Source organism: Desulfovibrio sp., assembly GCF_035644575.1.
In the GTDB taxonomy this organism is placed as follows: domain Bacteria; phylum Desulfobacterota; class Desulfovibrionia; order Desulfovibrionales; family Desulfovibrionaceae; genus Desulfovibrio.
In genome coordinates this window covers 1-20,170 of sequence record NZ_DASQOG010000242.1, presented here as the reverse complement: position 1 = coordinate 20,170, position 20,170 = coordinate 1, and the positions used below count along the sequence as shown (strand labels likewise).

Here is a 20,170-nt window from a genome sequence, read left to right as displayed (position 1 = left end):
GGATTCTGGGCCCGAGAGGCCGCCTCCTGTTTGATGTCGGACACAAAGCTCGGCCAAGGGCCGCTTTCAAGCTGGTCCAACAAGGGGGTTGCATGTTTCGCCATTGCCATACCTCCACATGGTTTGTTTGTATCACGCGCTTGCGTGACGTGCCGGTCAACTGCGGCGATCCGGTGCGGCAATCCGGGGTACAGGCGCGAAATCGCTGCCCGTGCATGGCGGGATACTCCCCCCAGCACGCGCATGAAGGTAAAAACCTGCATGCGCCCGCCCCGTAAAATCGGGACGCCCCAAGGGATCGCGGATAACGGACGTGCAAGGGCCACCGACCGTCAGGCCGCAACGCGGTCAAAACACTGATTAGCCCATTTTCCACGTAATGACAACCGGGGCGGCATGATATACGCAAAAGGCGCAAGAATACCCGGCGATCAAGGCTTTGCGACACAAAGCACGTGAACACAGCATGCCAAAATCATTACTTTAGGCGAGACGCGCGGCCATTTTTTTACGTAAAAAAGCAACTTTTTTCTTAAATATTGTACTATTTTTCACAACATTGTCGCACAGCCTTGGCAAAGTGCTTTCTTGCGCGTATGATCAAAATGGAATGTGCGGATGCGCCGCACCAACAACGGCCTCGCATGGCCCATATCCGCAAGGGTTATCATTATAATGAAAGACGAACTTGGACTGTACTATCACCCGCAGGCGGGCAATGCCCTTTCGCGCGTTTACGTGCGCCGCGGGCCTGACGGCGAGGTTGAATTTCGCCTCTGGCGCGCCGACCATCCCGAAGTGTGGGAGCGGCACCCCTGGCTGAGCATGGCTGTGGTGCGCAGCGCAGCGCGCATGTATCAGCAAGAACGCAATGCCGAATCTGACCCCCTGTTGCTGTACGACATCGCCGTGGCCCGCGTCCTACTCCAGGAGGACGAAGCGTGAACGGACGCTGGCTGCTGGCCAACCGCGATTTTCTCGTGCGCGATCTGGTGCGCGACTATTGCACCGTTTACAGCCTGCTGGCCGACCAACGCCACCGCTTTGACGTGGACGGAGCCGTTTCTTACACTGCCTTGCGCGACCTTTTGGGCGAGGCCATGCGCAAGGGCGTTTTCTGGCGGCTCAAGGATACGGCCCATCACCTTTTCCGCAACAGCCCCGGCATAGAGGCCATGGCCCCCGGCGGCATGCCGCCGCTGGAGCTGCCGTTGCCGGAAGAACCCGCCGATGATAACGGCAATACCGCAGAGATGGCGCAGATCACGGCGCTGCGCCGCCATGCGGACAATGTGCTGCCCGGCGGCGCTCATGCCCAGAAAGCTTTTGAAACCCTCATTGACTGGTGCATCGGCTATGCCTTTCACGAATGCGCTAAACTGAAGGAAGACGCCTTTCAGGGCCAGCACTACGCCAACCGCCTTATCCAGATTTCGCGCAGGCCCGGGGTCACGACAGACATGTACAACCCCTTGCGCGGCCTTGGCGGCCAAACCTCTGAAAGCTCCTCACGCGAACTTTCGCGCATCATGCACGTTCTGGCCCACGGGCTGCGCCTTCTTACAAGCTATCTGGCGGTCGAGCGGCACAACGCCCATCTGGCGCGCTGGCTTGCCACCGAAGAGGACTTTGCCCGCCAGGTCTTTGGCGCAGGTTACGAGCACCTCCTGGCTTCGCTCTTCGGCAATGACAGGGAGCGCCTCTACCTTCTGGCTGCCAGGGATTTTCTCAATGCAGGCCGCCGCAACCCGGCGCTGGCCCTGCTTGCCCGAGCACGCGATCGCGGCAGTCTGGGGCAGGAAGGCCTTGCCCTGCTGCATGAACTGGAATGCGCCGCCGCGTCAGAGGCAGACTGCTCCGGCCTGTGCGCCGCATGCGGCAAAAAGAACACACTCCCCTGCCTGCCCTACCTGAGCGGTCAGGGGCGCGGATGTGCATGACGGTCAGACCGCTCCTTGTTTTTCTTGTTGCCCTGCTTTGCGCCGCGCTCTTGAGCGGCTGCGGTTCACGCTCCTGGCGCAAGGGCGGAGTTCCCGGCAGTCGCCCTTATACGGTGCGCGGCAAGACCTACTATCCCCTCAAGTCAGCCAACGGTTTTGTGGAAGAAGGCACGGCCTCATGGTACGGGCCCGGGTTCCACGGCAAAACCACGGCCAATGGCGAGACCTACAACCAGTACGCCATGACGGCGGCCCACAAGCTGCTGCCTCTGGGCACCAAGGTGCGCGTCACCCACATGGGCAACGGACGCTCCATCATTGTGCGCGTCAACGACCGTGGGCCTTTTGTGGACGACCGCGTCATTGACCTCTCCCGCGCTGCGGCCAGCCGCCTGAACATCCTTGGCCCCGGAACGGCGCGGGTACGCATCCAGAGCATGGGCGGCGTTGAGCGCATGAAAGAAGACGGCGACCTTACCGGGGCTTTTTATGTGCAGGTGGGGGCATTTGCCGACAGGGTGAACGCCGACAACCTCATCAACATCCTTTCCCAGACCGGCAAGCGCGGACGCCTCATTTACGGCAGCAACAACATGTGGAATGTGCAGGTGGGGCCGTGGCCCGATTCTTTCGGAGCGCAGCAAGAGCTTGATATTTTCCGCGCCATGTATCCCGGCGCTTTTGTCGTGGGCGACAATTAGAGACTGTGTATAATTGTCCTTTTGCCCTCTGGCTGCGTCAGAAAGCCTTTTTTACTCCGGTCGAGCACTCTCATGTACACTCCTTCGTAAAAAAGGCTTATCTTCCTTGCCAGAGAACAAAAAAATCAATTATACACGGTTCCTAAACAATTTTTGCGGCAACCGCTCCTGCGCAGCTTTCAAATTAAATCCTGCCTTGGGCAGCAAAAAACCCCGCTTGCGCGGGGTTTCATATTTCTGGAATGCGGCTGGCTGCTACAGGTTGGCTGCGTACCAGTCGCCCGCAAGACGCAGGCCCTGGCGCACGTCAAACTGGGGGCCGTAGCCCAGCAGTTTTTCTGCGCGGCCGATATCGGCAAGAGAGTGCCGCACATCGCCAGCGCGGAAGTCGCGATGCACGCATTCGGCGCTCATGACTTCGGGCTTGTGGCGGGCCACTTCTTCCTTGATGAGGTCAAAAAGCTCATTCAGGGTAGTGCGCTGGCCAAAGGCCACGTTGTAAATCTTGTTGGTGGCTTCGCCCTGGGCAAAGCTGGCAAGCAGATTGGCCTGCACAACGTTGTCGATATAGCAGAAGTCGCGGCTGGTTTCGCCATCGCCGTTTACAAAAACGGTTTCCTTTTTGATAAGGCTGGCGAACCACTGGGGAATAACGGCGGCATACGCGCCGTAAGGATCCTGACGCTGGCCGAACACGTTGAAATACCGCAAACCAACGCTGGAGAAACCATAGCAGCGGTTGAACACGTCCGCATACAGTTCGTCCACGTACTTGGTGACAGCGTAAGGGGAAAGGGGGCTACCGATCTTGTCTTCCACCTTGGGCAGTTCGGGCGAATCACCGTAGGTGGAGGAAGACGCTGCGTACACAAAGCTCTTCACGCCCGCATCGCGCGCGGCAACAAGCATGTGCAGATAGCCGGTGATATTGCAGCTGTTGGACAACAGCGGGTCGTCAATGGAACGCGGCACAGAACCAAGGGCCGCTTCGTGCAGAACGTGCTGCACGCCCTTGCAGGCGGCGTGGCAGGTGTCGATATCGCGAATGTCGCCTTCGATGAAGGTAAACCGACTCCACGCTTCTGGGCCAACGATGTCGCGCACCATGTCCAGATTTTTCTGGTAGCCGGTAAGAAAATTGTCCAGACCAACCACGGTCTGCCCAAGTTTCAGCAGATGTTCCAGCAGGTTGGAGCCAATAAAGCCCGCAACGCCAGTGATAAGCCAACGCGAAGGCTGGGCAGCCATGGACTTGGTAAGATCGGAATACGCGCTCATTTTTGCGTCCTGTTTTCAGATTTCCGGCCTGCTCCAAGGCATACTCCCGGGCAGCAGAACCATTCCTCTTTTACCCTGTAGCAGCGCGACTGTAAAGCTGCGGCGGCCCGCACCGCCTATATATGCAAAAGCTTCTCCCCTTTTCATAACACGGTTGTAGTGCTATAGGCTTGCGCATGCGACATAAGCCCGCAGGGCAAGCGCCGAACAAGGGAGAGCGCCGAGCATGAAGATCATTGTTCTGGGCAACCAGACCAAAGCCATGAGCAACTTCTGGAGTGTATTGATCCGGCACATGCGCAAGGCCGGGCACGAGGTAGTTTGCTGCGCCCCGCCAGGCGATGCCGATGCTGAAGCAGCACTGGCCGCTCAGGGCGCGCGCCTGCGCCACTATTCGCTGGACAGAAAGGGGCTGAACCCCCTGAGCGACCTGCGCACCACGCGGGAGCTGTTCAGCCTTTTCAGGGACGAAAAGCCGGACCTGCTTTTCGCCTCCACCATCAAGCCTGTGATCTACGGCTGCATGGCGGCAAGAGCGGCTGGGGTTCCCCACGTTTATGCCACCATCACCGGCCTTGGTTATGCCTTTGAGGCTGATTCCTTCTTCAAGAAATGCGTCAACCTTCTGGGCCGCCTGCTCTACCGCGTGGCGCTTTCGGGCGCGGAAGGCGTTTTTTTTCAGAATCAGGACGACATACAGGTTTTTCGCCAATCGGGCATTCTCGGGCGTAATGCGCGGGTACTTACGGCGCGCGGCACCGGCGTGGATACCAAGCGCTTTGCCCCCAGCCCTTTCCCCAGCTATTCCGCCGATTGCCACCTGAGCGGCTCGCCCGTTTTTCTGCTGGTGGCACGACTGCTTGAAGCCAAGGGCTTGCCGGAATATGCCGAAGCAGCGCGCGTGCTCAAGGCCCGGTATCCTGATGCCCGCTTTCAGGTGCTCGGCCCGCCGGAAAAAGGCCTTGGCAGCGTGAGCATGGAACAGATGGATGCATGGCAGAAACAGGGCAGCATAGAATATCTTGGTGAAACACGCGATGTGCGCCCCTATGTGGCTGCTGCACATGTGCTTGTGCTGCCCTCGTGGCGCGAAGGAACGCCGACCTCCATTATGGAGGGAATGAGTATGGGCCGCCCCGCTGTGGTCACGGACGCCCCCGGCTGCCGCGAAGTTGTGCGTAACGGCGTCAACGGTTACCTTGTACCGGTACGCGACCCGCAGGCGCTGGCAGGCGCCATGGAATCCTTTATCACCAGCCCTGAAAGCATTGCCCGCATGGGACAGGCCGGGCGCGAACTGGCCCTGAGTGAATTTGACGCCGAAAAAGTGGCCGCGCGCATTCTTGTAGACATGCGCGTGCCCGCCATTGAGGATACCCTATGATAAGCACATACCGCATGGCCATGCTGCAGGTTCTGGATCTCGTCTGCATTCTGCTGGCACTCAGCATTTCCGGTTTTCTGACGGTCGAATCCGATCTGAGCATTTTCCACGACTATACGGGCGCTACGCTCTTTACCATCTTCTTTTACATGCTCTTCTTTTACATCCTTGATGCGTACAGCGTGGGCAACGAGGACTTCAAGGAAACCGTGGGGCGTGTGCTGGTAGCCTGCCTGCTTGGCATTATTTCTTCGGCTACCGCATCCTACGCCTTTCAGCACTGGCGTTTTGACCGCGAAACCGTGGCCATGCTTTTTGCCCTTTCGCTGGCATTTTCTCTGGGCTGGCGCTGGATTTACCACCTCAACGCCGAAAGGCTCACCCACCCGTTGCGCATTTTGCTGGTAGGGGTAGACCGTGCGGGCAAGGTGCGCCAGTTGCTGGCGGAGGGCCTGCCCAAGGCCGAGATCCTTGGCTATGTGGGCGAACGCGATCAGGGGCCTGATGCCGGGCCGTGCCTTGGCGCACCCTTTATGGCTCTGGACATTGCCAAAGAAAAACAGGCGACCATGATCCTGCTGCTGCCCGATGCACCCATTGACGACGACATCGCCCATGATCTGCTGGAAGCAAAGCTGCGCGGCAGCATGGTGGTGGATATCCGCAGTTTTTACGAGCACGTGGTGCAGCGCTTGCCGCTTTCGCAGATCAATGATGAGTGGCTGTTGCAGACCGAAGGCTTTTCGCTGAACACGCGCGGCTCGTTGCGCAGGCTCAAGCGCGCCCTCGATGTGCTGATCTCATTGCTGCTGCTCATTCCCGCAGCACCCATCATGCTGCTGACCGCAATCGTGGTGCGGCTGGAATCGCCCGGCCCGGTCATTTACAAGCAGGATCGCGTGGGCCTTTTTGAAAAGGAATTTACGGTCTACAAGTTTCGCTCCATGCGCGCCGATGCAGAAAAGAACGGAGCCGTATGGGCCAGCGCCCATGATGCGCGCGTGACAAAGTTCGGCAAGTTCATCCGCAAGGTGCGCATAGACGAACTGCCCCAGATATGGAACATCCTGAAGGGCGACATGAGCTTCATCGGCCCGCGCCCCGAGCGCATGGCATTTGTGACCAAACTCAAGGAAACCATACCCTACTACAGCCTGCGGCATACGGTTAAGCCGGGCCTCACCGGCTGGGCGCAGGTGTGCTATCCCTACGGCGCGTCAGAAGACGATGCCCGCCGCAAACTGGAATATGATCTGTACTACATCAAGAACATGTCCATCCTGCTGGACATAAATATCGTGTTCAAGACGGTCGGCGTGGTGCTCTTCCCCAAGGGAGCGCGCTAGTCCGAGCCTGAACGCGCACAGCCGCTACAAATGCCAAAGCCCCGCAGGATATCCTGCGGGGCTTTTTACGGCCCTGAAAAAGGCGGAATTAAGCCATTACTTCCGCAATACTGTCGGCGGAACCTTCCAGATAGGTTGCAAAATCGCGGCCGCTGAGCGCCTGCGAAAAGATATAGCCCTGAATGATGCTGCAACCATTTTCTGCCAAGAAATCAAGCTGCTCGCGCGTTTCAACGCCTTCTGCCACTGTTGCCATGCCAAGGCCGGAGGCGAGAGTCAGCACGGTTTTGACAAGTTCGTTGGAGGCATTGAGCGGCGCGTTAATGCCGTCAATGAACGACTTGTCGATTTTCAGGCTGGCGATGGGCATGGTATGCAGATAGTACAGCGATGAATACCCGGTTCCAAAATCATCCAGATATATCTGTATCCCCTGCTCGCTCAACGCCGCTATGGCCCGCGACGCCTCCGCCATATTGGACATAAAGGCCGTTTCGGTGATTTCCATGCCCAGGTGCTCGGGGCGCATATCTTCCCGGCCCAGCACATCCAGCACATCATCCACAAATGTTTCAGCAATGATGCTGCGCCCGGACATGTTCACAGACATATGGACATTCCCAAGGCCCTGCTCCCGCCATTCCCTCTGCTGTCGGCACGCCTTGCGCAGCACGTACATGTCGAGCCGCCGCACAAGGCCGGTTTCTTCAGCCAGGGGGATAAACACAGAGGGAGGAATCCACGTGCCGTCAGCGCGCTTCCAGCGCACAAGCGCTTCGCAGCCAGCAACCGCGCCGTTGCCAATGTCAATCTTGGGCTGGTAGTGCACCTCAAAGGCGGCACTGTCCATGGCGCGGAAAAGCTCAGTTTCCAGCGCCATACGGTCGTTGGCTGCCACCGTGAGGTCTTCAGTAAAGAACGTATGCGTGTTCTTGCCCTTGGCCTTGGCTCTGTACATGGCAAGGTCGGCGCTTTGCATCAGCGCCTCCACGGTTGTGCCGTCGCCGGGATAGCAGGCAATACCAATGCTTGCGCTTAGATAAATGGAATATTCGTCCACATAAAAGCAGCGGTTCAACGAATGCAACACGTTGTTTGCCAGGGCCTCAAGCTGGATCTTTCCCTGCGCCTTGCCAACAACAATGACAAATTCATCGCCGCCAGTCCGGGCCACGCAGTCATCCTGCCGGGCCAGATACGTCAGACGCTCCGCAGCCTGCCGCAAGAGCTTGTCGCCAAGCGAATGCCCGAAGCTGTCGTTCACCTGCTTGAAGCGGTCAAGGTCGATGAGCAGCACACCTACCATGCCCCCGGATTCATGCACCTCCTGCATGGCGGCCATGAGCCGCGTTGCCACCAGAGCCTTGTTGGCAAGCCCCGTGAGCAGGTCATGGTTGGCCCTGTAGGCCAGCTCCCTCTCCATTGCCGAGCGTTCCGAAATATCCAGCAGGGAAATGACCGACAGCCCGCTCTCTGGAACTTTTGCCCGGGTCACCAGCACATTGATGGTTTTTCCCATGCTGCTGCGGATTTCTGCTTCATATTTCTCACTGCCCCTTGTTGCAGAAGGGCCGAACGACAGCGGCGAATGCCCTTCGCCCTTACCCAGAAATCTGCTTATGAAGAGCTTTCCTTCAATCTCATCCTGCGGCATGCCCACAAGGTTGGAAAATTCCGTATTTGTCAAAAATATCAGCCCGGTGCTGCTGATAACCGCCGTTGCCGTGCCGGTGTTCATGAACAGGGTCTTGTACCGCTCTTCTGAGCGTTGCAGCTCCTTACGCGTTGTTTCCAGATCCGTTATGTCCACAAACGATTCCAGAAAGATCTCTTCGCCCTTCATCTCAATGGCGCGCACGGATTTGACGATGGTCTTCATGGTGCCGTCCACAGATGTCAGCTGGCCTGCGAGCAGCTCGCCCTTGGGATTGCCCTTGCTCATGGGGCAGAGGTCAACTCCGCCGGGGCAGATAAATTCATGGCAGGGCCTGCCCACAATTTCATCGGCGGGCAGGCCGATGAACTGTTGCGCAAAAGCATTGATGCTGCGCACTTTCAGGCTGCCCGGTTCAATGGTGATTACGCCAGCCTGAAGTGTATCCAGCGTCTGTTGCAAAAACTTTTCGTTGGATTGCAGGGCGTCAATCATGCTGTTGATCTTCAGGGACAGGTCAAATATTTCGTCGTCACCCTTAATATCAATTTTTTTCAGCGGTTCGCTGCTCTTTTCAATATGCTGCGCCTGCCGCTGCATGGAGAGAATGCGCCTGAGTATCTGCTTTTCTGTAAACACCAGGAATGCAATCAGCATCCCCATACCGGTGACGACAATCAGAATAAAATTCTGCAAAAACATGCGCTTGCCAAGCTGGGCAATCTCCCGGCCTGTGACGAGCCGCAGGCAAAAGGCCGCACAATCAAACACATCGCGCACCACTGAGTATGAATTGATGCTGCCGTCTTCACGCACTATTTTAAAGGCGTTCATATCATCCGCGGCCACGGGCAGGCTGTTGAACGCTTCCACTGGCAGCACGGTAAAGCGCAGCAGGGTATCGTGTTCCACATCCTTTATAAAATCCGCATCAATGGCGCGGGTCATAAAAACCACACCGTTGGCGGGCAGCAGCATGGCCGTATCGCGTATTTTCTGGGCCGCAACAATGTGCGGCACAGAGCCAATCATCATTACCCCTGCAAGGCCTTCTTCCGAGCTGCCTTCAAGCCTGTTGACCAGTTGCGCGTAAAGATGTTGCGCCTCGGCTGTAAGCTCAGGCTTGCGCCAGTCCGCATCTTCTTCAACCATAGATACGTTTGCGACATTTCTGCTGACGTAGGCAATGGACGACAGATTCAGCTTTGTCAGCATCTGCTGCCGCAGGTTGATTCGGACAAATTCATCATTATTGTCCTGCATGAACCGGTAGGCGTCATCCCAGCATGCCCAGTCCACGGCGATATGGCTTAGTTGTGTTTCCTGCGCATGGATGTGGTTGCGCAACTGCTTCATTTTTTCGGCGGAACTGTTGCTCTCAATGGCATCCACGCCGCGCACCACCACAAGCTCGGACGTGACGTAGGAAACAAGCACGAACAGCCCGACTATGGCGGCGCACACAATAAAGGAAAGCTGCTTTATACGCATAGATCACCTGCCCGGTGTGCGAGCCAGACACGGCAGGCCACCTGAGCGACATGCGAGGTTGCACGCCAACACCGTTTGGGAAGGGATAAAATGATGCGGCTGAGCTTGCAGGGTGTAGCCCGCCGTTCCGCTGATAGCATTCGCATAGCCTCTCCCGAATTTTTTGGAAAAAGCAGTGAGCAGTGGCGGCTTAGATAACTACTGGTTTCAAGTTACCTTTTTGCGGGGAACATTTCCACCGCTAGTTACACCCCAATTTTGCCTGCTCATAAAAAAAGCCCGCCATTGGCGGGCTAAAACAAAAAATATTCACTGCGCAGAGGAAGCACATCACGAAATTATCAAAGAATGCTCGGTTGCCTCGCTATGAGTTCTTCAAGCACTACGGCATCGGCAGGCAAAAACCCGAGGGCAAAGGCTTCCTGCGGCTCTACCCACCGCAGGTTCTGCCCTTCTTCGCCACAGGGTTCACCCACGAATTCGGTGACATGAAAAAAATACAGCCGCACGCTGAAGCCGCGCTCCACATATTCATGGTCAAGGCTTTTCCAGAACACAACCTGACGCACGCCCACGCCCAGCTCTTCAGCCAACTCGCGTTTAAGTGCGTCTTCCGGGCTTTCCCCGGCTTCGAGCTTGCCGCCGGGAAATTCCCAGTATCCTTCAAGAGGCTTGTCGCTGAGGCGTTGGCTGGCCAGAAACCTCTTGCCCCGCCAGATGATGCCCGCAGCTACTTCTATATGTTGCATGCCGCTCTCCACACCGGGCACGCGGCCCTGAAACAGTTTTGGGTGAAAACATATTTGTACTATTGCACCAAGCTGTTACGTCACGCAACGCCTTTGTGGGGGTTGCCGCAAAACCTGTCGGTCAATCCTGCTCCACGTTCCACTTTTCCCGCACAGCCGTCATGCCTTCTTCAAGCGTGGTCATTTCTTCAAAAATGGCTTCACTACGCTGTTTGCACGATTCAAATGTCTTGAGCAGATCGCTGGAGCGGGCGTGGTCGGCATACACATCCGGGTCGGCCAGTTGGCCTTCCACAAGGGCTTGCTGGTCAAGCACCGAGGCAAGCTCTGTTTCCAGCGCTTCGTAACGGCTTTGCAGGGGCTTCAGCTCCTTGTGCAGGGCATTGCGCCTGTCGGCCTGCTCGCGCTTGATGCGCTTCTGTTCGTCGCGCGACAATGGCTGCGCGGCGGGCACGTCCGCCTGCCGGGCGCTGTTGCCCGATGCATTGGCGGCACTCTGGAGGCTTTCACCCAAGCTGTTCTGGCGGGCGCGGCGGTTTTCGTCATACGAAGCAAAGTCGGGGAATACGGTCAGCCCGTTTTCATTGAGTTCCCACGCTTCAGCCCCGACCTGCGAGAGGAGCCAGCGGTCATGCGCCACCATAAGCAGGGTGCCGTTAAACTTCTGTAGCGCGCTCACCAGGGCTTCGCGGCTTTCAAGGTCAAGATGGTTGGTGGGTTCGTCCAGCAGCAGGAAATTGCAGCGCTTCAAAAAGAGCGTCGCCAGTACAAGGCGGCTTTTTTCGCCGCCCGAAAGGGCGCTCACCTGCCGTTCAAAATAATCCTGCCCCAGCATGAAGAGCCCGAGAACGCTCATAAGCTCTTCTTCCGTGGTGCGCGGGTCTGAAAGACGGCGGATTTCGCCAAGCACAGTGGTATCGCCCCGCAAGGTGTCCATCTGATGCTGGGTATAGTAGCCCATGCGCATTTGCGATGCCGTGACCATATTGCCGCCGCAGCGTTCCAGCGTGCCAGCCAGCAGCTTGAGCAGGGTGGACTTGCCGCAGCCGTTGTGCCCCACCAGAGCCACCCGCTGCCCACGGAACAGGGTCAGGGTCAGGGGCGGCCACATGGTTTTGCCATCGCCAAAATGGAATTCCAGGTCCGCAACAGACAGCACAATCTTTTCCGAATGCGGAGCTTCAGGCCAGCTGAAATTCAGCTCCTTGCGCTTGGGTTCCGGTCTGTAGTCTTCCAGCTCTTTTTCGAGCTTTTTAGCCATCTTCATCCGGGAACCAGCCTGACGGGCCTTGGTAGCCTTGGCGCGAAAACGCTCCACAAAGGCCATCTTGCGGTCAAGGTCTTCCTTGAGGGCGCGGGCCTCACGCTCACGCTGGGCGTTGTATTCGTCCTGAAGCGTCAGAAACTGCGTGTAGGTGGCCTTGCGGAACACGGGCTTGGACAGCCCGAGGTAGAGAACGTGGGTGCCGACATTGTCCATGAACACACGGTCATGGGCCACAAATACCAGCGCCCCGCTGAAGTCCATAAGGAAGGATTCCAGCCATTCCACTGCTTCAACGTCGAGATGGTTGGTGGGTTCGTCCAGCAGCAGCACGTCAGCGCCGGCGGTAAGCACACGGGCCAGCTTGGCGCGCTCGCGCCAGCCGCCGGAGAGTTCGCGCAGGGTGCGGTTCCACTTGTTTTCGGCAAATCCCAGACCGGAAAGCACGGCCTTGGCCCGATGCTCGGGATTGTAGCCGTAAAGAGCCTCAAGCTCGCCCTGGCGGTGCATCAGGGAGGTCAGGCGCGATTCGTCCTTGCTGGCGGCGGCTTCTTCCCATTCGGCCCAAAAGTCGCTCCAGTCGTGCAGCACGTCCAGCACATAGGCCAGCAGCGGCGTTTCGAGGGATTCCTCTGAAAGCTCTTGCTCCACGAAACCCAGGCGGCAGCCGCGCGGCAGAATTACCCGTCCGCCGTCAGGGCTTTCCACCCCGGCCAGAAGGCGCAGCAAAGTGGATTTGCCCGTACCGTTGGGCCCGCAAACGCACAGCCGCACACCGGGGTCCACTTCCAGCGAGAAGTTGCTGAGAATGTCCCGTCCGCCAAATGCCTTGGAAAGTTCCTGTATGGTGATCTTCACAACCAGCCCTCGCGGCGGTAGCCGTCGACGGCTTCGGTCATACCAGCCTCAAGGCTCACGCGCGGCGCAAAGCCCAGTTCGCGGCAGATGCGGCTGTTGTCGCACAGCCACCCGGCCTGACGGGCTTCACGGTATTTGTCCAGATTCCAGGCCGGGGCGCGCCGCAGCCCACGCCCCAAAAGGCGGCGAGACACGGCATCGACAGCCACGGCAAAGGCCGTGGACAGCCCGGCAGTACAAGCCATGACGGGCAAAGGCATGCGCACTACGCGCACCTTGCGCCCCTCGTGCGGGGCGCGGCCAAGGGCCTTGTCCACCGCTGCGCCCATGACCCGGCAAAAGCCGGACATGGTATAGGCCTCGCCGTCACTGAGATGATACACGCCGCTGGCTTCGGGCCTGCAGGCGCACAGCACGGCCTGGGCCATGTCGTCCGCATGCAGTGCGCTGACCGGGAACTCGCGTCCAGCGCCGGGGCTCACGGCCACATGGGCACGCATGACCCCCTGAAATACCGGCAGCAGCCCCTTGTCGCCCGAGCCATAAATGATGGGGGGGCGCAGGGTTACGAGGCTCTGCCCAAGGGCGCGCCCGAGCACCTGCTCGGTAAGCATTTTTGACCAGCCGTAGGCGGAAACCGGCGCAGGCGGCGTGGCATCGTCCACACCGGGGGCCGTGCCACAGGGGCCGGTAGCCGCGAGGCTTGAAACAAGCACAAAGCGAAAGTCCGACCCAAGGTTTCCCTCTCTGGCAAGGCTGGTTATGGTGCTGGCCATGCTGCGTGCTGCAAGGGCATTGGCCCGCAGATAATCCTGCCAGCCAAGGCCAAAAAGCAGGGCCGCCATGTGGATGACCACATCCTTGCCATGCAGGGCTTCTGCAAGCCCCTGGCCCGTGCTCAGATCGGCCTGGACTGTTTCCACGCCCGCAGGCAGATGCCCGGTGCGCGAGGCAGCCCGCGTGAGGCAGGTGACCTGCGCTCCGGCTTCCAACAGTTGCGGCAGCAGATGCCGCCCCACAAAACCAGTGCCGCCCGTAAGCAGCACTTTTTTACCCGCCAGATGCGGCGTATATATGGCGTTTTCAGTCATGGTCACGACTGAATCTCCCTGCGGTAGAGGCGGTAACGCTTGGTAAGCTGGCCCGAGAAATCTTCGAGCAGATCGTTGACGGGCGCATTGTCTTCCAGCACCCAGGAACCCTCAACCCACTGAAAATGCGGGTGCTGACGCGCCTTTTCCAGCATGAAGTCGAGCAGCAGCAAGGGCAGGCCCATGAGGCGGAATTCTTCGCGAATACCAAAAAGAATGATGCGGTAGCCGCCGCGAATTTCTGCGCGGGACTGCCACCAGTGCCACAATGCCGAGATGCCCAGCTTGCCGTTGAGCCGCCGCAAGAGCGGGGCCATGTCCGGCAGGGCCACCATGCCTGCGGCAGGTTGGTTATTGTGGAAGAACAGCACAAAAAATTCCGGATCAAGAACGCTTTTAAGCTCCTTGACGTGCTGCTCCGCCTCGCCGTCAGATAGGGGAGAAAAACCCCAGTTCTTGGCCCAGGACACCTTGTACAGCTCCAGCATGGCGCGGATATCTTCCGCCAGTGTTGCCTTGCTGGACGTGCGGCAGGTAAAGCGCGCCTCGGCCTTGAGGCGCGTCACTTCCTCACTGAGCCATTCCGGCGGCGTAAGGCGCGAGCGTTCAATCTGATAGGCGAAAAGATCCTGCTCCTTGCGCAGATGCCACGTTTCGAGCAGTTCTGCGTAATACGGCGGATTCCAGGGCATCATGATGGTGGGCGCAAGGTCGAAGCCGTGCACCAGCAGGCCGCAGGTATAGTTGGCCGAGGGATTCAGCGGCCCGCGCATAAAGCGCATGCCCTGCTCGGCCAGCCAGCCGTGCGCCGCATCCAGCAGAGCGTGGGCGGCCTCTGGATCATTGGCGCACTCAAAAAAGCCGAAGGCTCCGCACTTTTCATCGGCATAGGCATTGTACTTTTCGTCCACAATGGCGGCTATGCGGCCAATGGCGCGGCCATCGCGCAACACAAGAAAGAGTTCGCGGCGTGCGCTTTCCCAAAAGGGATGTTCGCCGGGCGTGAGCAGTTCACGATCCTGACTTTTAAGGCCAGGAGTCCACAGGGAGCCACGTTCATATAGGCTCCACGGCAAATCCATAAACTGGTCAAATTCTTGCTTGGAGCGGGCGGGAATAACGGTAAGCGACATGATTTAGTCCAAGTCCAGGCTGCCGCAATAAGCGCCCAGGTCTTCAATGCCCAGCTTTTCACACAGGGCGGGGAGTTCTTCTGCCAGGGCAAAGGCGCAGTCGGGCCGCATGAAGTTGCCCGTGCCAACCTGCACGGCGCGCGCGCCCACCAGCAAAAATTCCAGCGCGTCCTCGGCGGTGACAATACCGCCAATACCGATAACGGGGATGTTCACGGCGCGGGCCACCTGCCACACGCAGCGCAGGGCAACAGGCTTGATGGCAGGGCCGGAAAGGCCGCCCACCACATTGGCAAGCGAGGGCTTGCGGCTGTTCAGATCAACAGACATGCCAAGCAGCGTGTTGATGCACGAGATACTGTCCGCGCCCGCGTCTTCAACGCTGCGGGCCATGAGGGCGATATCCGTCACGTTGGGCGAAAGCTTGACCATAACGTGCTTGCCCGGCGCGGCGCGGCGCACGGCTGCCGTAACCTGGGCGGCAAGCGCCGGATCCTGTCCAAACAGTACGCCGCCTTCCTTGACGTTGGGGCAGGAGACGTTCACCTCAAGTGCGGCAACGCCTTCCTCAGTATTGAGGCGGGCGGCAAGCTCGGCGAATTCCTCCACCGAACCGGCGTAAATATTGGCGATAACGGCTGTTTCCTGCCAGGGCAGACGGGGCAGCTTGTCTTGGCAGAAAACCTCGACTCCGTCATTTTGCAGACCCACGGCATTGAGCATGCCCGCGGTGGTTTCCACAATGCGCGGCGTGGGGTTGCCCTGACGCGGCAACAGGGAAAGACCCTTGGCTACCAGACCGCCAAGCGAGGCAAGATCGCCGTAAGAGGCAAACTCCAGCCCGTAGCCGAAGGTGCCTGAAGCCGTGAGCACAGGGTTCTTAAGGGTCAGATCGTGCGTCTGCCCCTTGAGTGTGACGGAAAGATCCATGCCGCTTTCTCCAGATTGCCGGCATCCGGCATTTTGTGCGTGGCTTCGCCTGGCAAGACAGGCCCGCGCATACCCACGCGCGACCGCCAGTTCGCCGGTGCGGCGCGCCATGGCCGTAACGGATGCCGCATACGGGCGTTAACGTCGTTTCAGGAAACAAGGAAGCACAGGCAAAACCTACAGTTCCACCTGATCCGACCAGAATACCGGGCCGTGGTTGCACACCTGCACCAGCCCTTCGCGCTTTGCTTCAACCGGCCAGGCTTCTGTGGTTTTGGTCACGCAGCCAAGGCATGCGCCCACACCGCAGGCCATGCGGTTTTCAAGCGAAACCTGGCAGCGAACGCCAAGTTCTGCGGCAAACTTCTGCACGGTGCGCATAAAGGGGGTAGGCCCGCAGGCAAGCACAAGGCCTTTCTGCTCGGCGTATTCGCTCATGCGCTCCTGAATGGTAAAAATAAAGTCGTCCAGATCGCCGGATTCCGCTTCGCGCAAACTGTCCAGCGGCACGTGCTCGTTGATGCTGTCCACAGGATAGCAGCTGATGTGCTCGCGGTGGCCAAACAGCATGGACACATTCCACGGTTTGGGATGCTCGCTCACATAGCCCACAAAGGGCACTATGCCCATGCCGCCTGCCAGCAGCAGGGTCGGAGTGTCCGGTTCAACGGCAAACCCGTTGCCCAGCGGCCCCCACACGCGCACCTTGTCGCCGGAGCGCAGCTCGGACATGCGCCGTGTGCCTTTACCGCGCACCTGGAAAAAGCAAATCATATGCCGGGAGGTCATATGACAGATGCCAAGGGGACGCGCCCAAGGGATATCCAGCCCGAAATTTCGGGGGCGGATCATGACAAACTGCCCTGGCCGCCACCGAGTCCACTCGGGGCGGGAGAGGCGCAACGCAAAAAAGCGGCTTTCGTTGCCGGTCTGCCCAAAAGGCACAAGATCGAGAACATCAAGCTCGCAAGAAGATGTTTGTGACATGTCTATAATTATAGTCCTAGTTAGGTTCTAGGTCAACTGACCGAGTTACTCCAAGCCTCTTTGCTAATGTATACAAAAACTGTATCAATTGTCCATTCTCCCGGCCTGACAACCCACCATAATCCAACCCGCTCAACCCCGTTAAATTTAACCTTTTCAGCCAGCCCCGCGCTGGGTATAGTGCGCGCAGGAGAATTTTTATGAGTGACATCTTCGCTTCCCGCCGTGAAAACCTCCGGCGCACCATGCGCTTGCGCGGGCTTGACGCCATGCTCATCAGCCAGGCTGCCAACAGGTTTTATCTTTCCGGTTTTGAGCTGCATGATCCACAGTTTAACGAAAGCGCAGGCAGGCTGGTCATCACGTCTGATGGGCACGACTGGCTGGCAACAGACGCCCGCTATCTGGACGCCGCCTCACGCATCTGGGATCGCGAACGCATCTTCATATATGGCTGCAGCGCCGCGCGCGAACTGCACCGATTGCTCCGGCGCTGCGGCAGCCGCATCGGCATTGAAGCCAACGGCGTCAGCCTCGCCTTTGCCCGCGATCTGACTGGCTCTGGCTCCGGTCTGTATTGCGAAACGGCTGACGGCATGGTCGAGCACCTGCGCCGCATCAAGGAACCCTGCGAAATTGCCGCGCTGGAAAAATCTTTTGCACTCAACCACAAGCTGATGCAATGGGTTGAGGGCCAGCTGGAGCCGGGTCGCACCGAGGCCCACATAAGCTGGCTCATCGAACGCTTTTTTCGCGAAAACGGCGCGTCAGAGCTTGCCTTTGCCAACATTGTGGCCGTTGGCAAAAACGCCGCTCTGCCCCATGCCATCCCCGGTCAGGATGCTGTTACAGACAACTGCCCGGTTCTGGTCGATGTTGGCTGCCGCGTTGAAAACTACTGCTCTGACCAGACACGCACCTTCTGGGTGGGCACTGCCCCCACTGACGAGTTCCGCCGTGCGCTCGACCTTACCCGGCAGGCGCAGACGGCGGCCATAGAAGGCATGCGGCCCGGCATGCCCATGCGCACGGCCTATGCGCTGGCGCACGATGTTTTTGCAAAAGCTGGCGTTGCCAATGCCTTTACGCACGGCCTCGGGCACGGCGTGGGCCTTGAAACCCACGAAGCCCCCACCCTTTCGCCCCGTGCTGAGGGGATTCTGGAACCCGGCATGGTTGTGACCGTTGAGCCGGGGCTCTACTACCCCAAATGGGGCGGTATCCGCTGGGAATACACGGTGCTGGTCGAAGAAGACGGCGTCAGAATCCTTTAAGGAGGCGGCATGAGCATTCTCTTTCTGGTGGGCGCGCGGGCTTCGGGCAAAACAACCATAGGCAAGGCGCTTGCCAGAAGCCTCGGCCTGCCTTTTGCCGACACCGATCAGCACTTGCTGCACCGGGCGGGCCTTACTGTGGAGCAGATTGTGGCCGCTGAGGGCTGGCCCGGCTTCCGTAGCCGGGAAAGTCTGGCCTTGCAGGAAGTGGCGGACGCGCACCCCGCTGGCTGTGTTGTCTCCACCGGGGGCGGCATGGTGCTGGCGGAAGAGAATCGCCTTCTCATGCGGCAACGCGGCATGGTTGTTTTTCTCGATGCACCGGTGCAGACCCTTGCCGAAAGACTAAGCCGCAACCCTGTCAACAGCCAGCGACCTTCGCTGACCGGCAAGGGGCTCATTGAAGAAATTGGCCAAATTCTGAACGAGCGGCGGCATCTTTATGAACAGGCCGCCCACCACATAGTTGACGCATCGCGGCCCATGCCTGTTGTCTGCCAGCACATAGAGCAGCTCTGGCAGGAACAAAAACTGCAGAACCACGCCAAGGCATGACCGCACCTTCAACCCAGCCATCACTGCTTCTTCAATGACTGCTACTGATCGCATTTCATCCCGGTTGACCGCCCCGCTTGTATCCGTGGTGCTGCCCACGTGGAATGCGGCCCGCACACTGGGCGCAACCCTGCAAAGCCTGCTCGGACAGCGCCCCGCTCCTGACGCGCCCTTGCCCGAATTTGAAATTATTGTTGCTGACGATGGCTCAACCGACGACACCCGCGAGCTTCTGGAATACTGGGCAAACCCCGCCTGCTGCGGGTACAGATTGCGGGCGCTGCACCTGCCCCATGGCGGCATTGTGGCGGCGCTTAACGCAGGCATTGCCGTGGCGCGCGGCTCGTTTATAGTGCGCATGGATGCAGACGACACGGCGCATCCTTTGCGCATTGCCACGCAGACGGCGCATCTTTTTAACAATCCGCAGCTCAGCGTGTCGGCAACCTGCGTGGCTTTTGGCGGAGACCGCGCAACAGCACACGGCTTTGCCCACTTTGTGGACTGGCAGAACAGCCTGCTCACACATGACCAGATCAGCCGCGCACGTTTTCGGGATACGCCCTTGTGCCATCCATCGACCATGTTTCGCAGGGAATGCGTGGACAAATGGGGCGCATACCGTGACGGCGACTTTGCCGAAGACTGGGAGATCTGGTTGCGCTGGCTCCACCACGGGGCGATAATGGAAAAGCTGCCGCAGGAAATGCTGGTGTGGAATGACGCTCCCACACGCGCCACCCGCGCGGACAGCAGATATGCGCGCATCGCCTGCGACAGGCTGCGGGCACTGTGGCTGGCCCGCTGGCTTGAGGAGCACAACCCCTTTCATCCTCATATTTGGGTAATTGGCGGTGGCCGCGTAGCCCGGCAACGGCTGGCCCCCTTGTGGACGCTGGGCCCAAGACCTGCCGCTTACATTGATATAGATCCCAGAAAGATCGGCAACCGCGTAAACGGCGTTCCTGTTCTGGGGCGCAGTGCCCTGCCCAAGCCGGGGCAATGCCGCGTTCTCAATGCCCTGACGGCCCACGGCGCAGCGGAAGAAGCTGGCCTGTGGCTCTCACAGGCAGGATATGAGCAGCAGGACTGGCTCCTGGTTTGATATATTCTTTTTTAATAATGCAGACCTGTTAAATCTGGTTTAACATTCGTTTGTGTCTTTCTGCGCAAGCGCTTTTCACTCAGTAGCGCGCGCTGCCCACTGCAATACTGCAACTACGGCACACTTTATTACACTATTCTCTGCTTCACGTGCTCTCACAACCAGCCGAGCACTTTATTTGTTTGTTTAAACAGCCAATATTGACGCACAGGCAGCACTGAGCTGATGCAGTAGGCAAAAACAATCGTCATAAAGACTGTTTTACACTTTCCGCAGCCTTGAGCACAAGGCTTGTGAAAAAAAAATTGCGGAGTTTGCGAAATTTGTCACCAATACCCTTTGACATAACAGGGCTGAGCAGATATCTTGCAAGGGCTTTATGTATTTTCAACTCCTTCAATCCGCAATTCACATGGAGGATGCGGCATGC

18 protein-coding genes are annotated in these 20,170 nt (G+C 58.5%); 8 read left to right on the top strand and 10 right to left on the bottom strand.

The annotated features are described in order from the left end of the window. Window positions 1-263 (bottom strand): hypothetical protein (locus VEZ52_RS13550; RefSeq protein ID WP_324837286.1); only part of this gene is annotated, 263 nt, incomplete at its 3' end. 355 nt (window positions 264-618) lie between these two features. Between VEZ52_RS13550 and VEZ52_RS13545 the strand changes: the two genes are divergently transcribed. Genes VEZ52_RS13545 through VEZ52_RS13535 form a run of 3 tightly spaced genes read left to right on the top strand, consistent with a single transcriptional unit; the run spans window position 619 to window position 2,641 of the window. Beyond that, window positions 619-945, top strand: a complete 327-nt coding sequence (locus VEZ52_RS13545) for a hypothetical protein (RefSeq protein WP_414649524.1) — start codon at window positions 619-621, stop codon at window positions 943-945. Continuing rightward, window positions 942-1,940: a hypothetical protein gene (locus VEZ52_RS13540; RefSeq protein WP_324837284.1), complete on the top strand. Its 999-nt coding sequence runs from the start codon at window positions 942-944 to the stop codon at window positions 1,938-1,940. The genes VEZ52_RS13545 and VEZ52_RS13540 overlap by 4 nt, the downstream gene beginning before the upstream one ends. Beyond that, a complete protein-coding gene (locus VEZ52_RS13535; protein WP_291444418.1) occupies window positions 1,931-2,641 on the top strand; it encodes a septal ring lytic transglycosylase RlpA family protein in 711 nt (236 codons plus the stop codon). Before VEZ52_RS13540 ends, VEZ52_RS13535 begins: the two co-directional genes overlap by 10 nt. A gap of 255 nt (window positions 2,642-2,896) precedes the next feature. On the opposite strand, the gene VEZ52_RS13530 is transcribed toward VEZ52_RS13535, so the two are convergent. Continuing rightward, window positions 2,897-3,919, bottom strand: a complete 1,023-nt coding sequence (locus VEZ52_RS13530) for an NAD-dependent epimerase/dehydratase family protein (protein WP_324837283.1) — start codon at window positions 3,917-3,919, stop codon at window positions 2,897-2,899. 226 nt (window positions 3,920-4,145) lie between these two features. Between VEZ52_RS13530 and VEZ52_RS13525 the strand changes: the two genes are divergently transcribed. Both VEZ52_RS13525 and VEZ52_RS13520 read left to right on the top strand, forming a co-directional pair. Further along, complete coding sequence (locus VEZ52_RS13525; RefSeq protein WP_324837282.1) at window positions 4,146-5,303, top strand: glycosyltransferase family 4 protein; 1,158 nt, start codon at window positions 4,146-4,148, stop codon at window positions 5,301-5,303. Then, entirely contained in the window at window positions 5,300-6,649 is a 1,350-nt protein-coding gene (locus VEZ52_RS13520; protein WP_324837281.1) for a sugar transferase, read from the top strand. The genes VEZ52_RS13525 and VEZ52_RS13520 overlap by 4 nt, the downstream gene beginning before the upstream one ends. Window positions 6,650-6,737: 88 nt before the next feature. Here VEZ52_RS13520 and VEZ52_RS13515 read toward each other — a convergent pair whose 3' ends face one another. From VEZ52_RS13515 to VEZ52_RS13485, 7 genes are all read right to left on the bottom strand, one after another. Next, complete coding sequence (locus tag VEZ52_RS13515; protein ID WP_324837280.1) at window positions 6,738-9,794, bottom strand: EAL domain-containing protein; 3,057 nt, start codon at window positions 9,792-9,794, stop codon at window positions 6,738-6,740. A 341-nt stretch (window positions 9,795-10,135) separates the two neighbouring features. Then, window positions 10,136-10,543: a (deoxy)nucleoside triphosphate pyrophosphohydrolase gene (locus tag VEZ52_RS13510; RefSeq protein ID WP_192113060.1), complete on the bottom strand. Its 408-nt coding sequence runs from the start codon at window positions 10,541-10,543 to the stop codon at window positions 10,136-10,138. A gap of 121 nt (window positions 10,544-10,664) precedes the next feature. Next, window positions 10,665-12,665: an ATP-binding cassette domain-containing protein gene (locus tag VEZ52_RS13505; RefSeq protein ID WP_324837278.1), complete on the bottom strand. Its 2,001-nt coding sequence runs from the start codon at window positions 12,663-12,665 to the stop codon at window positions 10,665-10,667. After that, window positions 12,662-13,756, bottom strand: a complete 1,095-nt coding sequence (locus VEZ52_RS13500; protein WP_324837287.1) for an NAD(P)-dependent oxidoreductase — start codon at window positions 13,754-13,756, stop codon at window positions 12,662-12,664. Before VEZ52_RS13500 ends, VEZ52_RS13505 begins: the two co-directional genes overlap by 4 nt. Window positions 13,757-13,758: 2 nt before the next feature. Continuing rightward, window positions 13,759-14,889, bottom strand: coding sequence for a hypothetical protein (locus VEZ52_RS13495; RefSeq protein WP_324837277.1), 1,131 nt, complete (start codon window positions 14,887-14,889; stop codon window positions 13,759-13,761). A gap of 3 nt (window positions 14,890-14,892) precedes the next feature. Beyond that, a complete protein-coding gene (locus tag VEZ52_RS13490) occupies window positions 14,893-15,819 on the bottom strand; it encodes a dihydroorotate dehydrogenase (RefSeq protein ID WP_324837276.1) in 927 nt (308 codons plus the stop codon). Window positions 15,820-15,996: 177 nt separating this feature from the next. Further along, window positions 15,997-16,806, bottom strand: coding sequence for a dihydroorotate dehydrogenase electron transfer subunit (locus VEZ52_RS13485; RefSeq protein WP_192113064.1), 810 nt, complete (start codon window positions 16,804-16,806; stop codon window positions 15,997-15,999). Window positions 16,807-17,006: 200 nt separating this feature from the next. Between VEZ52_RS13485 and VEZ52_RS13480 the strand changes: the two genes are divergently transcribed. The 3 genes from VEZ52_RS13480 to VEZ52_RS13470 are packed head-to-tail and all read left to right on the top strand — an operon-like array spanning window position 17,007 to window position 19,740. Further along, window positions 17,007-18,080 (top strand): aminopeptidase P family protein, encoded by a 1,074-nt coding sequence (locus VEZ52_RS13480; RefSeq protein WP_324837275.1) that lies wholly within the window; start codon window positions 17,007-17,009, stop codon window positions 18,078-18,080. A 9-nt stretch (window positions 18,081-18,089) separates the two neighbouring features. Continuing rightward, window positions 18,090-18,635 (top strand): shikimate kinase AroL, encoded by a 546-nt coding sequence (gene aroL, locus VEZ52_RS13475; protein WP_324837274.1) that lies wholly within the window; start codon window positions 18,090-18,092, stop codon window positions 18,633-18,635. A gap of 34 nt (window positions 18,636-18,669) precedes the next feature. Beyond that, the gene (locus tag VEZ52_RS13470; RefSeq protein WP_324837273.1) at window positions 18,670-19,740 is read left to right on the top strand and encodes a glycosyltransferase; all 1,071 of its coding nucleotides are present in this window, start codon (window positions 18,670-18,672) and stop codon (window positions 19,738-19,740) included. A 247-nt stretch (window positions 19,741-19,987) separates the two neighbouring features. Here VEZ52_RS13470 and VEZ52_RS13465 read toward each other — a convergent pair. Then, window positions 19,988-20,170 (bottom strand): hypothetical protein (locus tag VEZ52_RS13465; protein ID WP_324837272.1); only part of this gene is annotated, 183 nt, incomplete at its 5' end.

Excerpts from the sequence above, each read along its gene's own strand:
- VEZ52_RS13545 (WP_414649524.1), top strand. The coding sequence starts at position 619 with ATGCGCCGCACCAACAACGGCCTCGCATGGCCCATATCCGCAAGGGTT.
- VEZ52_RS13535 (WP_291444418.1), top strand. The coding sequence starts at position 1,931 with ATGTGCATGACGGTCAGACCGCTCCTTGTTTTTCTTGTTGCCCTGCTT.
- VEZ52_RS13530 (WP_324837283.1), bottom strand. The coding sequence starts at position 3,919 with ATGAGCGCGTATTCCGATCTTACCAAGTCCATGGCTGCCCAGCCTTCG.
- VEZ52_RS13525 (WP_324837282.1), top strand. The coding sequence starts at position 4,146 with ATGAAGATCATTGTTCTGGGCAACCAGACCAAAGCCATGAGCAACTTC.
- VEZ52_RS13520 (WP_324837281.1), top strand. The coding sequence starts at position 5,300 with ATGATAAGCACATACCGCATGGCCATGCTGCAGGTTCTGGATCTCGTC.
- VEZ52_RS13515 (WP_324837280.1), bottom strand. The coding sequence starts at position 9,794 with ATGCGTATAAAGCAGCTTTCCTTTATTGTGTGCGCCGCCATAGTCGGG.
- VEZ52_RS13510 (WP_192113060.1), bottom strand. The coding sequence starts at position 10,543 with ATGCAACATATAGAAGTAGCTGCGGGCATCATCTGGCGGGGCAAGAGG.
- VEZ52_RS13500 (WP_324837287.1), bottom strand. The coding sequence starts at position 13,756 with ATGACTGAAAACGCCATATATACGCCGCATCTGGCGGGTAAAAAAGTG.
- VEZ52_RS13495 (WP_324837277.1), bottom strand. The coding sequence starts at position 14,889 with ATGTCGCTTACCGTTATTCCCGCCCGCTCCAAGCAAGAATTTGACCAG.
- VEZ52_RS13490 (WP_324837276.1), bottom strand. The coding sequence starts at position 15,819 with ATGGATCTTTCCGTCACACTCAAGGGGCAGACGCACGATCTGACCCTT.
- VEZ52_RS13485 (WP_192113064.1), bottom strand. The coding sequence starts at position 16,806 with ATGTCACAAACATCTTCTTGCGAGCTTGATGTTCTCGATCTTGTGCCT.
- VEZ52_RS13480 (WP_324837275.1), top strand. The coding sequence starts at position 17,007 with ATGAGTGACATCTTCGCTTCCCGCCGTGAAAACCTCCGGCGCACCATG.
- aroL (WP_324837274.1), top strand. The coding sequence starts at position 18,090 with ATGAGCATTCTCTTTCTGGTGGGCGCGCGGGCTTCGGGCAAAACAACC.
- VEZ52_RS13470 (WP_324837273.1), top strand. The coding sequence starts at position 18,670 with ATGACTGCTACTGATCGCATTTCATCCCGGTTGACCGCCCCGCTTGTA.